At 49.0% G+C, this 13703-nt stretch carries 8 protein-coding genes; 4 read left to right on the forward strand and 4 right to left on the reverse strand.

Annotation, left to right across the window (positions count from 1 at the left end):
- The first annotated feature begins 40 nt into the window (after nucleotides 1-40).
- On the forward strand, nucleotides 41-3415 hold the full coding sequence (locus BMW71_RS09965; protein ID WP_244891142.1) for a SusC/RagA family TonB-linked outer membrane protein: 3375 nt from the start codon (nucleotides 41-43) through the stop codon (nucleotides 3413-3415).
- Nucleotides 3416-3436: 21 nt separating this feature from the next.
- Nucleotides 3437-5125: a SusD/RagB family nutrient-binding outer membrane lipoprotein gene (locus BMW71_RS09970; protein WP_092173093.1), complete on the forward strand. Its 1689-nt coding sequence runs from the start codon at nucleotides 3437-3439 to the stop codon at nucleotides 5123-5125.
- Nucleotides 5126-5583: 458 nt separating this feature from the next.
- Here the strand turns inward: BMW71_RS09970 and BMW71_RS09975 are convergent, their stop codons facing one another.
- The 4 genes from BMW71_RS09975 to BMW71_RS09990 all read right to left on the reverse strand — a co-directional run bounded on the left by BMW71_RS09975 (nucleotide 5584) and on the right by BMW71_RS09990 (nucleotide 10563).
- Nucleotides 5584-6879, reverse strand: a complete 1296-nt coding sequence (locus tag BMW71_RS09975) for a hypothetical protein (protein ID WP_092173096.1) — start codon at nucleotides 6877-6879, stop codon at nucleotides 5584-5586.
- 273 nt (nucleotides 6880-7152) lie between these two features.
- On the reverse strand, nucleotides 7153-8316 hold the full coding sequence (locus tag BMW71_RS09980) for a DNA-binding transcriptional regulator (protein ID WP_092173099.1): 1164 nt from the start codon (nucleotides 8314-8316) through the stop codon (nucleotides 7153-7155).
- Nucleotides 8317-8319: 3 nt separating this feature from the next.
- Nucleotides 8320-9567 carry an MFS transporter gene (locus BMW71_RS09985; protein ID WP_092173102.1) on the reverse strand — a complete coding sequence of 416 codons (1248 nt, stop codon included), beginning with the start codon at nucleotides 9565-9567 and terminating at the stop codon, nucleotides 8320-8322.
- Between the two features lie 138 nt (nucleotides 9568-9705).
- Nucleotides 9706-10563, reverse strand: a complete 858-nt coding sequence (locus BMW71_RS09990) for an ROK family protein (protein WP_092173105.1) — start codon at nucleotides 10561-10563, stop codon at nucleotides 9706-9708.
- A gap of 461 nt (nucleotides 10564-11024) precedes the next feature.
- On the opposite strand from BMW71_RS09990, the gene BMW71_RS09995 reads away from it, so the two are divergent.
- Together BMW71_RS09995 and BMW71_RS10000 are read left to right on the forward strand one after the other, a co-directional pair.
- Nucleotides 11025-12395: an alkaline phosphatase gene (locus tag BMW71_RS09995; protein ID WP_244891143.1), complete on the forward strand. Its 1371-nt coding sequence runs from the start codon at nucleotides 11025-11027 to the stop codon at nucleotides 12393-12395.
- 200 nt (nucleotides 12396-12595) lie between these two features.
- The gene (locus BMW71_RS10000; protein WP_092173110.1) at nucleotides 12596-13699 is read left to right on the forward strand and encodes a sialidase family protein; all 1104 of its coding nucleotides are present in this window, start codon (nucleotides 12596-12598) and stop codon (nucleotides 13697-13699) included.
- Nucleotides 13700-13703: the final 4 nt, after the last annotated feature.

Consider the following 13703-nt stretch of genomic DNA (forward strand, 5'->3'; position numbering starts at 1 on the left):
AATTATGAAAAAACGCCGTACTAAAAAAATGTGGAGGTGGATGGTACCACTTCTATCGGTTGGTTTGGTTTCAACCAGTTCCTTGCTGGCTGAGACGGGCAATCGCTTGGTAGATAACCCAATCTATGCCTCAGCGATGACGGAAGAAAGCATCGCTGTCACGATTAGAGGAACCGTTACTTCTGCGGGGGATGACTCCGGACTTCCCGGGGTGACGGTATTGGAAAAAGGAACGAATAACGGAACGGTCACCGACATTGACGGTGTCTATACCATTGATGTGGCGGGTCCAAATTCCGTGTTGGTATTTTCTTACGTAGGTTTTGAAAGCCAGGAAGTTACGGTAGGTAACCGCACCACCTTGAATGTGAGTCTGGAAGAAAGCATGTCCGCCATGTCGGAAGTGGTGGTAACCGCTCTTGGAATTGAGCGGGACCAGCGCTCGCTGGGCTACGATGTTTCTAGTGTGCAAGCGGAGGATTTGACGCAGGTTACGCAAGAAAACGTATTGAGTTCCCTGGCAGGCCGTATGCCGGGTGTAACCATCAATCAGACGAGTGGGCCGGGTTCGTCCATGAGTATGGTGATTCGGGGAGCGACTTCCCTGACCACCGATAACCAGCCGCTTTTTGTGGTGGATGGTGTGCCCATGTCTAATTCCCTGAATAACATCTCCCAAAATGGGGACGGTAACCAGGTGGATTACGGAAATGCCATTTCGGATATCAACCCGGATGACATCGCCAATATCAGTGTGCTGAAAGGACCAAGTGCCGCGGCGCTCTACGGTACACGTGCAGGAAACGGTGTGGTACTGATCACCACCAAATCCGGAAGCAAGAGCAAGAACATGGGTGTATCCTTTTCTACAAGTAACGTATTCGAACGACCTACCCGATTGCTGGATTTCCACTACCGCTATGCGAATGGCAACCGGGAGGGAGTATTTAACGAAGGATCTGCCTATTGGGGAGGACCCCAATTGGACGTGGGCAATACCGCCATCCAATGGAATAGTCCCGTGGATGAAAATGGAAACAGAATCCCTACGGAACTTCGATCCTATCCCAATGCCATGAGGGATTTCCTCCAGACTGGGGTAACTTCTACCAATAACCTGGCGGTGAGTGGTGGAAGCGACAACGCAACCTATCGGGTGTCCTACTCGAACATGCTGCATAGAGGGATGATTCCAAATTCCGACCTTTTCCGGAACAACCTATCTACGGCAGTGACCTACAAATTGGCCGATAGATTGACATTCAGCACGAATTTCAATTACAGTAATAGCCTTTCCAATGACCGGCCAAGTACCGGGGACAGACGAGCAAATCCACTGGAAGCCGTCTATGCTTCTTCGTACATTAATTATGAGGAAATGCGGGATTTTTGGGTAGAAGGTCAGGAGGAAATCCAACAATTACGAACTCCACGTGGGGATAACCCCTATTTCATCGCTTATGGGATCCAGAATGCATTCCGTAGAGACCGGATTTTCGGCAACACCTCGCTTGATTACAAATTCAATGATAATTTTAATATCACGGCCAGGTATTCCCTGGACCGATCGGCCGAAAACCGGGAGACCAAAATCCCATTTAGCTACAGCCGAATGGCCCGAGGTGGCTACTACACAGCGGACCTGTTGACCCAGGAATCCAACGCAGATATCCTGGCGAGCTACAAAAAGGATTTTGGCGAACTGGATTTCAATGCCTCTGCTGGTGGTAACATCATGACCCGATTTGGATCCAGCAATAACGTTGGCGTAGGTGGAAACCGAAATAACGGGCTGGTAGTTCCGGGCATTTACAACGTTCAAAATATCCCGGCAGATAACCGATCGGTATCCAGCGGTTTTTCCAAACGTGCGATCTATAGTGTTTATGGCCTGGCATCCTTCGGCTATGCCGACCAGTTGTACCTGGATCTGACCGCACGGAATGACTGGTCATCCACCTTGCCTGCGGCGAACCGTTCCTATTTCTATCCATCCGCATCCTTGAGCTGGCTGGCCAATTATACCTTTAATTTGCCAGAAAATATCGACATGCTTAAAGGTAGAATCGGATGGGCGCAGGTAGGTAACGATACCGATCCTTACCGCTTGGTGCAGAATCTAAGCACGGGCCTGTACAACAGTATCAATACGGCAGCCATGCCTTCCGGTTTGTTGAACCCGGACCTAAAGCCCGAAGAGGCGACCTCTATTGAAGCAGGGATTGATTTGAACATGTTTCAGAATAGATTGCGGTTTACGGGTACCTATTACACCATTGATAACCGAAATCAAATATTTGCGGTGAATCTACCCCGTTCTTCCGGATTTAGCAGCCGTTTGATAAACGCCGGTTTGATCCAAAGTAGGGGCTGGGAATTCACGCTCGGAGGTACACCCGTCAGCAGAAATGGTTGGAACTGGGACATCAACTTAAACTGGAGTAGAAACCGCACCCGAGTGGTGGAACTGAGTGACAACCTGGACCGAATCATCCTTTGGGGGGAAAATGATGCAGGAGCCATTACCTTCCTTGGGCAGGACATCGGAGACATGTATAGCACGGGCTTTGCTCAAGTAGAGGATCCGAATTCTCCCTACTATAAATGGCCCATTTTGACCAGTACAGGAGCCTGGCAACCCTTCCGTCGGGTTGATGAAGAGCTTCGCCATGTCGGGAATTTTAACCCTGACTTTATCCTTGGAGCCCAATCCAGTTTGAGTTACAAGCGATTTGTTCTGAACTTCAGTCTTGACTGGAGGCATGGGGGTAATTTCATGTCTCACACCTATCGGTACGGAGAGTCTGACTGGAAGTCTCAACGGCAGTTGGATAACCTGATACCGGGAGGTTTGTATTCGGATGCTGAATTGGTAGAATTGCTAAAGTCAGATCCGGATAAATACATCATTCCACGTCCGGGGAATTTCCCAAGAGTCGGTGGACATACGGCTGAGACGGGCGGTATGCCTCTGGATGAGAATGGGCACGACGGCGCATTCATACCCGGTGTCATTCAAACAGCCGGAGCGGACACCCCCGATGACTTCAGCGATGACGTCTATCAGGAGCACCTGGGTGGTCCCGAAACAAACATTTATCCCATCACCAATACCTACGCCTGGAGATTTAACGAGCAGGTAACTTTTGATGCCTCCTTCGTTAAGTTACGAGAGCTTTCCATCGGCTATAGAATACCTAACTTTGGAGCTTTCCGAAATGCTACGTTTGCCATTTACACGAGAAACATCATGTTGTGGACCAAGGCGGATATTGGAGTCGATCCCGAAAGAGCGTTCTGGGCCAGTGGTGGTACCCAAGGTAATACTTCTCAGCAGTTTCGTCAGGGAATCGAGCGACAGAACGTACTGCCCTGGAGTGCCCCTGTAGGGTTCAAACTCAATTTCAATTTGTAAATCGCTAATACCATACAAATCATGAAACATATATTTGATTTTCGTAAAATAGCCCTGTTCGTGTTTGGGTTGGTCTTGTTCACCGGTTGCGACGAAAAGCTGGATGAAATAAACATCAATCCCTTCGGAATAGAGCCATCTGATGCAAATCCCAATTTGCTAATGCCTACGGTCCTGGCCTCAGCGGCTCAAAGTTACGTAAACCTCGGCTACAACGATCTGGCCGGCGCCGTGCAACACACCCAGAAAAACGGCTGGTATTCCGGTCATAATTTTTACGACTGGAGTAGCCGAAGCTGGGCAGGATGGTACGACATTTTGCGGACCAATGAATTGATGATTAGAAGAGGCGAAGACCTGGAAAATAATTTCTTCCAGGGCATGGGCCTTACGATGAAGTCCTTTGTTTTTGGCAATATCACCGATCTTTGGGGAGATGCTCCGTATACCGATGCCCTAAAAGGGGACCAGGGAGGCGAAGAATTCCAGTATCCAAAGTTTGACAGCCAGGAAGTGATTTACGACGGCATTATTTCCGACCTTCAGCAAGCGGTACAGTTGCTGGGATCCGCCTCTCCCAATGGAGTGAACGCCGGGAACGACCTGTATTACAATGGAGACGTAGGCAACTGGAGGCGATTTGCCAATTCCCTGCTGCTAAGGTACTACATGCGCCTTTCCGAAAAGAAGCCGGATGTGGCGCGGGCCGGCGTGGAGGCAATTTATAGCAGCGGAATTTACATTCAGGATCCTTCTCAGGATGCGACGCTGGATTATACCGGTGGTGCGAGCGATGAGTGGCTATCCCGACACGTTCGGTTAGATCCGGATGGCTTTCAGCGGTACCAAGCCTGCCAAACGTTTATTGACCAATTGACCGGCACCATGGATCCCCGCCTTACCGTATGGTTTGATTCGGTTCGCGTGCAATGGGTACCGGATGAAACACTGACCACCGCCACGGAAGATTTCATCCGGGCAAACGGAGAGCCGCTGGCAGTGGTTACCTATCCCTACGATGATTTTGTGGAGTTGTATTCGGACGTTAAATTCACCAGAAGGTTTAATCCAAACATGGCGGATTATAATACAGACCTGTACGTAGGATTGCCGCCGGCGATCACCGTACCCGAATCCTACAATGGAAATCCATCTCCAGGTCAGGGTACGCAAAATCAGCACGTTTCCCAGTTGGCGCCTATTTACAGCACCGCAGGTGCTCCCGGAGATATCCTGAAGGCGCGAATCATCTCGGCTGCCGAGGTAAGCTTTATTTTTGCGGAAGCCGCCCTGAAAGGATGGAACGTAGGAGACGCAGAAACGCACTACAACAAAGGCATCGAGCAGTCGCTGGATACCTGGGGAAGAGGCGGTACCTATGCTGATTTTATTAGTCAGCCGGACATCGCTTTCAACAACTCCCTGGAACAAATCCTCACGCAAAAATGGGTGGCTAGCTGGACCGCCGCAGCGGAATCGTTTGCCGATTACCGAAGGACCGGATTCCCGGCTTTGGAAGCAGGACCGCTTTCTCCGCAGCCTGAGGTAGCCTTGCGTTTCCAGTACGGTAGCGACGAGTACAACAACAATTCCACGAATATCAACAGTGCGCTGGACCGACTGGAAATAACGCCGTTTTCCGGAAACTTTGGTGCGGATAGCCAGTGGTCGAAGCCATGGCTGTATCAGGGAACGAACGTACCGTTCTAAGCTTATTAAGATTTATAGAGTTTTTTGCAACGTGCTTCTCTCTGGTAAAAAGGGGAAGCACGTTTTTTTTTGCATAGGGCTAACCGCAGCAATCTCAAAAAGGCGGGTGGCTGTACCCGCTGTTATAATCCCCGAAACCCGCAAACAGCTGCTCGGGCAGGGAAAGGTATCCCAAGAAGCCAATTAGGAAGGCAGGAAAATGAGTAACAGCGACACCTAGGCGATTTTTTCTCAGGAGGATATGTCCCCTTGTTTCCCCTACTGAATAGTTCCTATGGCAGCGCGGAATTTAGGGGTGGTTGGGTAGTAGCTGGGGAACGGGGCCGGGCAGTCCCCAATGGGGACCATAAAAAAGTGAACAGAATCCCTCCCGGCGAATCAGGTTTTCCCGGGTAGGGGGAATGGAACCGTTGGCGTCTCCTTTCCCTCCTGCCCGGGTCCACTTGTTGCAGCTTTTTTTATGCGCCGAACCGTTTGTTCATGCCTGGCATTTCTCCATGTATGCTGATAGCAATCAGGCTAAGCAGAGCCAGGAACAACAAAATAGCCACTAATTTGTACCCCCATTTTGCGGGTTTTGGCATGTTGGTGGCGATTTCCGGTTTAAACTTTTGAAGCAAAAATAGAATTACCAGAAAGTTGAGGATGTACAGAAATTGTTCGATACGGTAGAAGCTCAGAAAAGAACCCGTGATCAAAATGGTAAAGATAATGTAGACCGAAAAATACGTCACAAAGACTCCCAGCACTTCTTTTTCATTAAAATCCTGTCCACGCTTCCCCTTCTTTTCTGAAAAAAGGGTAATCCAATAGACGGCAGGTACCAAAAAGGCAACCAGTGCGACCCATCGTACCATACTCACCCAGATCTCCGGATCCTCAATCAGCTTGCCCAGGGTGGGTGCTAAATCCCGCTCGATAAACGATTGCTGCCAAACGAAAAAAGGGATAAATAACAGGAATCCCAACATGGGCAGTGTTAAGTTCTTGTAGGAATAGTGGGGAGCAGCTTCTTCCTTCGGCCAGGTGCCGGTGAATGTACCGTAAGCCACGCCTAATCCACCAAAAAATCCCAGGGAATATTCCATCACGTTCCACATATTGAAGGGCACTTCGGCGACATTTCCCATGACTTGAAGGAAATTCCCAAAACCAAATCCAAAACCCGCGCCCAAGCCGCCATACATGGCCACTCGGATGACGCTGTATTGTTTCGTGCGTGCCAGGTAATACATCAAGGCAAGACCCATGCCCGCACACACGCCCCATGCTTCAGATCGGGGCGGCGTCATGGCAATGCCCAGCTGCTCGATAATAAAATAGTAAAAGATGATGCCACCCACGGTCATTTCCATGATCACCTGATGCCATTTGACCTTCTTTTTGGGTGTATCGGCTAATACCAAGCCGAAAAGTCCCCCACCTATTAGCCCATAGAGACCCCCGATGACAAAAAGCATTGTTAAGCCATAGTAGACGTTGACGAAATCTACCCCCCGTCCATAACCCACCACGGCCCCGTAGCTCATCATGCCTCCCAATCCCCAACCCACGGCGCCCGCAAAAGCGGCTTTCATTGCTTTGTTGTACCAGGACTTGTTTTTGGCCAGCAGAATGATGCAAAGGCTCCCGATACCTCCAGCCCAGGCCGCACCCTGCTCGTGACCAAACTGTCCCCGGATGGCCCATGCCGTACCGAGTGCCATGCCTGCCAGCAGCAGGGAAACGACCGTGTTTTTGTTCATCTGTTTCATAGTGGTGATGTTTCGAAAATTGCTTGTACCTGAGAATCTACACAAGGTAGAAGCACAGGTTCCTACCGCTAGGGATTACCTGACGCAATGGCCGGCACGGCGACCAAAATAGGTCGTTTGTTCGCCAGTCGGTTTACCTGCCGATGGAAATTTACCAGCCGCATGGTATACGGAATCGATTATTTTGATGTAATACCCCTTTGCAGGTAATTGTACCATTCCCGTAGCCGGTTTTCTTCATAAAACCGCAGCTTGGAGGGCTTGATCAGCAATTCACTTGCCAGCGAGGTACCTTTTCCGGTATTCGATGGGGTTGCAGCCCTTGACTTGCTTGAATTGCCTGGCGATATTTTTGCTGTCGTTCAAGCCCAAATCCAGTGCAATTTCAAAAACGGTCTGATCCGTTTCCAGCAGTTTTTGTGTAAATTTTTCAATGCGCAGGTTAAAAATGTACTTGTAAATCGGGTACCCGGTAATTTGGTGAAACCGCTTTTCCAGGCTTCTTCTCGAAAGCGGCACCTGCCGGACCACCTCGTCGACTTGTAGGTTCTTTTCGATATTTTTATGGATGTACTTAAGCGTGGAGGCGATGTAATCGTCATTCGTGGCATAGATGTCGGTGGATTGCCGGGTAATGATCTGGGTGGGCTTTACGTGGATGTCGTAGTAGTGATCCGCCCCGTTTTGGATCATGGTTTCCATGAGTTTAGCCGTATCGTAGCCTCCTTTTTCAATGTCCAGGCCGATGCTCGAGAGGGGAGGGTCGGACAAATCGCATAGCATTTCGTCGTTGTCCACGCCCAGTACCGCCACTTCTTCCGGTATCCGGATTTTATTTTGCTTGCAGGCCTCGGTAATGTGCAGCCCCTGATTGTCGTCGCAGGTCATGAGTGCGATGGGCTTGGGCAGGGAGATGAGCCATTTGCTCAGGGAGTTACTTTTGTAGTACCAAAGATCGGTGGAGCGGGATTTGCGGTGTTCGAAGTAATTCACCTTGAAACCGACCGAGTTGATTTTCTTTTCAAAACCTTCGGCCCTTTCCCGGGACCAGACGATATCGTTGAATCCATAAAAGGCGAAGTTTTTAAAGCCCTTTTTAAGGAAGTATTCCGCACCCATCTGTCCCGCTTCGTGGTAGGCCCCGGTAATATTGGGAAGTTCGCTAAACCGCTCCTTAAAATCCTGGGCAATCACTGGAATTTTCGAATCAATGATCAGTTTCAGGTCCATCTCATTGTAAAGCTGACCGATGATGCCATGCGCTCCCCATTCTTTTGCCCAGTCGAGTATCCCTTTGATCCCAATCGTCTCCCGGTAATACAAAGGCATCCGGCAGTAGGTCCAGGGGCCATGTTCGGCGGAGTACTTGGAAATACCTTTCAGTAAGCTTTTACTGTATTCTTCGGCAAAGTCCAGCAAAAGGATGATTTTGTACATGCTTTACTTAAAGATGTCTTTGATACTTTTGGTAGCATTGCTTACCAGTGGTTTGGCCCATAGGCCTATGCTTAATATGTAGCCTAAGGTAACCAAAAGAAACAGCATGGCCAATTTAAGTCCGACCAGCTCTGCCAATCCCCCGACAATTAATGGGACCACCGCTCCTCCGGCGATGCCGGTGCAAAGAATGCCAGAAAAAGTGCCGTGATGCTGTGAAACAGAATTGAGAGCCAGGGAAAAAATGACGGACCACATCACCGATGCAAAGAACCCGGTTAAGGGGAAGGCAATCAGCGCCCAGGAAACCGGCCCGAATAACGCCGCCAATAAGGCAATGATGGCCCCAGAGGTAAATCCTACCAAAACGGTGCGGCTATCCATAAATTTGAGCAGCAATAGCCCCAACAAACAGCCAATGGTGAGCAATCCCCAAAAATAGGAAATTACCGAAGCCCCCGTGGTGGCAGGATCTACGCCATGATAGGTTTGCAAAAACTTGGATATCCAATTCGCGATTCCCTGCTCCGTTCCCACGTAAGAGAAAATGCCCAGAAAATATAGAATGACGTATTTATTGGATAGTAGTTCCTTAAATGCCACGCCAATATCGATTTTTTCGTCTTCCTTTAACTCCACCTTGGGAAAGCGAGCCAGGTACACCACGATAACCATTACAAAAGAAATGGCTGCAAACACCCAATAGAGGGAAACCCATTTGAGGTTTTCAGGCACCATCCCGTCTAAAAATGAAAATAAGGCCCCGGGATCGCCGGTATGGATATGCGTAACCAGGTAACTGTAAAGCATGGGGCTTAGAAATGACGCGGCACCAAAAGCCAATTGACCCAAAACCGAGTTAAATGCGAAGTGTGCTTCTCCCCCGGCGGTCCGAAGCAACGGGTTGATTACTACCTGTAGAATGGCCATTCCAATGCCGATGATAAACAGGGATGTTAGTGCAATACTAAAACTGGGAATCAAGGCGAAGACCAGCGCCCCCGCAAAAGCCAATGCAAAGGCTACCACGAGCATTTTCTTTTCCTTGTATTTTTCTACCAGGATTCCCGAGGGAATGGACATGACCGCATAGGCAACAAAAAAGGAAAAAGGTAAAAATCCTGCCAATCCGATGCTAAGGGTGAAGCTGTCGATGATATCCGGAATGATCGGTCCAAGGATGTTGGTGAGGAATGAGATCACAAAAAATATAAGTAGGATGAGCGCAACGATCAGGTTGTTTTTTTTCATAGCGTTGGTATTTCAAAGGATGAAGGTAGCCATTAAATTCGGGAATGATAGGTTTGATCGGGGAGGGTTGTATCGGCCTGGTTTCGCACGCATTGGTACCGGTCCTGAGTTCTTGAGGCCAACCACGAAACCGGTCACCTAAACCAGTCCGTTTGCATGCTCCAGGGATAAGTCGACCAGGGCTGCGGCTCCCAACAGGGCGATGTCCTCATTCTTTGTCAGGTGAATTTTCAACTTTTTTATGGACTCTGGATAAATAAAATCGCTAAAACTCGCTTTCATACTCGCCTCAAAATAGGGAAAGGCGTTTGCGACCGAGCCCCCAATCACAATGGCTTCGGGGTCATAGGTATACATGACCACTTGTACGGCAGCGCCAAAATGGTAGCCAAACGCTTCCCAAAGCTCCAAGGCCTTTTCATCGCCGCGCTCCGCCTGGTTAAACGCATCCAGTGCGGTGGTTTGATGAAACGCACTGAAAAAATTCCCACTTGCGTAGTATTCGATATTCTTATCTTTGTAGGGAAGTAAACCAATTTCACCAGCGCCGCAATTGGTCCCGGCATATAGCTTGTTTCCGATGATAATGCCTGAACCCAGGCCCGTACCTATGGACATGCCCACCATGCAGGAATAATCTCTGCCCAGGCCAAACTTGTGCTCACCGATCGTAAAACAATTGACGTCATTGTTTACAAAAACGGGAAGTTTGAATTCATCCTCCAGGATATCCTTTAGGCTCACTTTCTTCCAGGACGGAATATTGGTGACATTGTAGACGATACCCTTTGCTACATCCACCACCGAGGGGACACCAATGCCAATCCCGTCTACCTTATGTTGGGTCAGTGGCTCAATGAACTGCTTCACCTGATTTAAGGTTGACTCGAGGTCGTCTTTTTCTTTCAGTAAGGCCTTGGTTTTGTGGATAATCTTTCCCTCTTTCTCAATACCTACCTGGATTTTTGTTCCTCCTAAATCTATTCCTATGTTCATTTCGCTACTTAGGGTGAGTTTTTATAAAAAAGAAACAACAAATATATTTTAATTTACCTATTTTACAAATCACTACCTGACTTCGGGTGTGTCCGGTGCACGACTCCATCTAATTGGTTTTCAGTTAGTAATACTAGCAAGTTCACCATTCCATTTAGCAGTTATACTTGGATTTATGGGTATGTACTATTTTTGGAACGATGTTTTTTTTACTAGTACAATTGACAAAAAATGGGTATTGTTACCAGTGTAGCCGGAATAAGATGGGAGAGAATGTGGTTTCCCTAAAAAAAAGTCTTGCAACAATTAACTAGCAGTTGGCCACAAATCAATCATCAAATTGAGCCTGCCTGAGGCAGGTGAGACTCTAAGGAACGATTATCAAACAAGCGGAGATTTACTATGGCCGCGAAAAAACAAATGATACACCTATGAAACGACGGGAATTTTTTTCAAAAAGTATGTTGGCATCAATAGGATTTGGTGTCGTGAATCCAACGTTGGGGTTAAGTAAGCCCCCAGTTCGGACCTTTCGGAAACAGGCAAAGAACATTATTTTTCTCGTAAGCGACGGCATGAGTACCGGAACACTTACGATGGCAGACCTGCTGTTGCGGCAGAAAGAAGGAAAAAAGAGCCGGTGGATGAGTTACTACCTGGGAGGATTTGCCAAAAGGGCACTTATGGATACGGCTTCTTCCAATTCTCTTGTGACGGATTCGGCTGCTGCCGGGAGTTCCTGGGGTGGAGGCATGCGGGTACCAAACGGTTCGCTGAATGTAGGGCCCAAGGGGGAGCTTCCTGTTCCGATTCTGCAAAAATTTAAGCATGCAGGAAAATCGGTCGGTTGCGTGACTTCGGTCCAAATCACCCATGCTACTCCCGCATCCTTCTGCGTAAACGAGAAAAGCAGGAGTGCCATGCCCGAAATCGCGGCGAAATACCTTGAACTCGAATTTGACCTGATGATGGGTGGAGGAGCGGAGGTCTTTGACGCTTCTATGCGGAAAGACAAGCGTGACTTATTTGGAGCGTTCCAAAAAGCTGGCTTTTCGGTAGTCAGGGATCGGGACCAAATGATGGACTTGAATGGAGACAAGCCGGTATTGGGTGTTTACAGTGAGGGGGGCATGCCTTACGCCATTGACCGGGAGAACGACCCGGAGTTAAAAAAGAAGGTACCTTCTTTGGCAGAAATGTCCCGAAAAGCAATTGAAATTCTTTCTCAGAATCCGAAGGGTTTTGCCATGCAAATCGAAGGAGGGAAGGTGGATTGGGCTGCGCATGCCAACGATGCACCTGCCTTGCTTTACGACCAATTGGATTTTGATGAAGCCGTGGGTATAGCCTTGGATTTTGCTGCAAAGGACGGAGAGACTCTGGTAATCATGACAACCGATCATGGGAATGCCAATCCGGGGCTTTTTGCAGCGGATAAATTCTCCAGGCTGTATACCACCTCCCATTCTAACGAATGGGTGTTGAGCCAGTTATCACCCGATAATACGGCCGGACAGGTAGCGGATTTTATCGAAACCTATCAGGGGCTTCAATTGAAGAAAGAAGAAATTGACGCGTTGATGAAAAGTTACCGGGGAACCAGTACGGACGGCCTGTACGGTTCTACCAAGGTGCCGAATCACCTGTATGCGCAGCTACAGTACGCGCATACCGGAATAGGTTGGGCAGGGACCGGGCATTCTGCCGATCATGTGGAACTAGCCATGTATGGGCCTGGGAGTGAAAACCTACCCGCCTACATCGAAAACTATAAATTGCACAATTTTATGTTGGATGCGGCGCATGTGCCTGCGTTGACTTACGCCGGCTAGAGATATCCCTTCACTGGCAGAAGGGAGTCTTTGGTGGCCGGGGTCCGGGCGCCGGAGAAGCAAACAAAGCGGGCCAAAGGTCCGGAAAATCCGTCACCTTTCGTCGAGTTAATGTTTTGTAGCCTTTCAACATATGCCGGCGAAAGAAGCCCTTTTTACCAAAAATATTCAAACAAGCGACATACCAAAAATACGTAATTATGAAACATTCTATAAGAGGCATTGGCGTTCTGTCAGTCCTGTTGGGTTCCTTGTCCTGCGGCGGCCCGGAGTCAGACGCTTCCGAGCGGGAGTACGAAGGAAAGGAGACCATGAAGGAAGTAGGGGTAAGCAGCATTGCGTACGAACATATTTTTACCGACGACCGGCCTTTTGCACAGTGCCATGCTTCGACAATGATTCCGCTGGGTGAGGAAAAATATTTGGTCGCCTGGTTTGCGGGGTCCCACGAAAAGCACGACGACGTAGGCATTTGGACGGCCAAAGGAAAACCGGGGAATTGGTCCGAACCAAAGTTATTGGTGAAGGTTCGCAACGACCCTCACTGGAACCCCGTGCTATTCAATGCGCCCGACGGCAAGGTCTATTTGTATTTTAAAGTGGGGAAAGAAATCGACTTTTGGGAAACCTGGGTGCAGGTTTCCGAAGATGGCGGGGAGACCTGGTCGGAGGCCAGAGAATTGGTGCCTGGAGATAAAGGGGGCAGGGGGCCGGTCAGAAACCACATGTTGGTACTTTCCGATGGTACCTGGCTGGCACCGTCATCGGACGAAAAAAACAAGGTATGGACGGTCTTTGTAGACCGTTCGGAAGATGGAGGCAAGACTTGGGAGGCTAGCGATAAGCTGGACATGGACCGGTCGGTAATTACCGGGGAGGGAGTCATCCAGCCTGCCCTTTGGGAATCCAAACCCGGGCACGTACACATGTTGATGCGCAGCAGTTCAGGAAATATTTGCCGGGCAGATTCCGAAGATTATGGAAAAACCTGGTCGAAAATTACCGAAACCAGTTTACCCAACAACAATAGCGGCATTGACGTGGCGCATTTGGGAGGCGAGAAGATTGCAGTCATCTATAATCCGGTGTCCGAAAACTGGGGTGCGCGGTACCCCATTTCGGTCGCGGTATCGCTGGACAACGGGCACAGTTGGAGTCAGACATTTGATATTGAAAAAGGGGTAGGAGAGGAGGATGAGCTTTCCTATCCAGCCATGTTTTACGAGGACGGCCATTTGGTGGCCTGCTACACCTGGAACAGGCAGCGGGTAGCATTTTGGAAAGGAAAATTGGAAGGAATTTGATAAA

Origin of the sequence: Cyclobacterium xiamenense (assembly GCF_900109255.1) — a bacterium.
Classification (GTDB): domain Bacteria; phylum Bacteroidota; class Bacteroidia; order Cytophagales; family Cyclobacteriaceae; genus Cyclobacterium; species Cyclobacterium xiamenense.

Coding starts and splice junctions, on each gene's coding strand:
- BMW71_RS09965 (WP_244891142.1), top strand. CDS start 41: ATGGTACCACTTCTATCGGTTGGTTTGGTTTCAACCAGTTCCTTGCTG.
- BMW71_RS09970 (WP_092173093.1), top strand. CDS start 3,437: ATGAAACATATATTTGATTTTCGTAAAATAGCCCTGTTCGTGTTTGGG.
- BMW71_RS09975 (WP_092173096.1), bottom strand. CDS start 6,879: ATGAAACAGATGAACAAAAACACGGTCGTTTCCCTGCTGCTGGCAGGC.
- BMW71_RS09980 (WP_092173099.1), bottom strand. CDS start 8,316: ATGTACAAAATCATCCTTTTGCTGGACTTTGCCGAAGAATACAGTAAA.
- BMW71_RS09985 (WP_092173102.1), bottom strand. CDS start 9,567: ATGAAAAAAAACAACCTGATCGTTGCGCTCATCCTACTTATATTTTTT.
- BMW71_RS09990 (WP_092173105.1), bottom strand. CDS start 10,563: ATGAACATAGGAATAGATTTAGGAGGAACAAAAATCCAGGTAGGTATT.
- BMW71_RS09995 (WP_244891143.1), top strand. CDS start 11,025: ATGTTGGCATCAATAGGATTTGGTGTCGTGAATCCAACGTTGGGGTTA.
- BMW71_RS10000 (WP_092173110.1), top strand. CDS start 12,596: ATGAAACATTCTATAAGAGGCATTGGCGTTCTGTCAGTCCTGTTGGGT.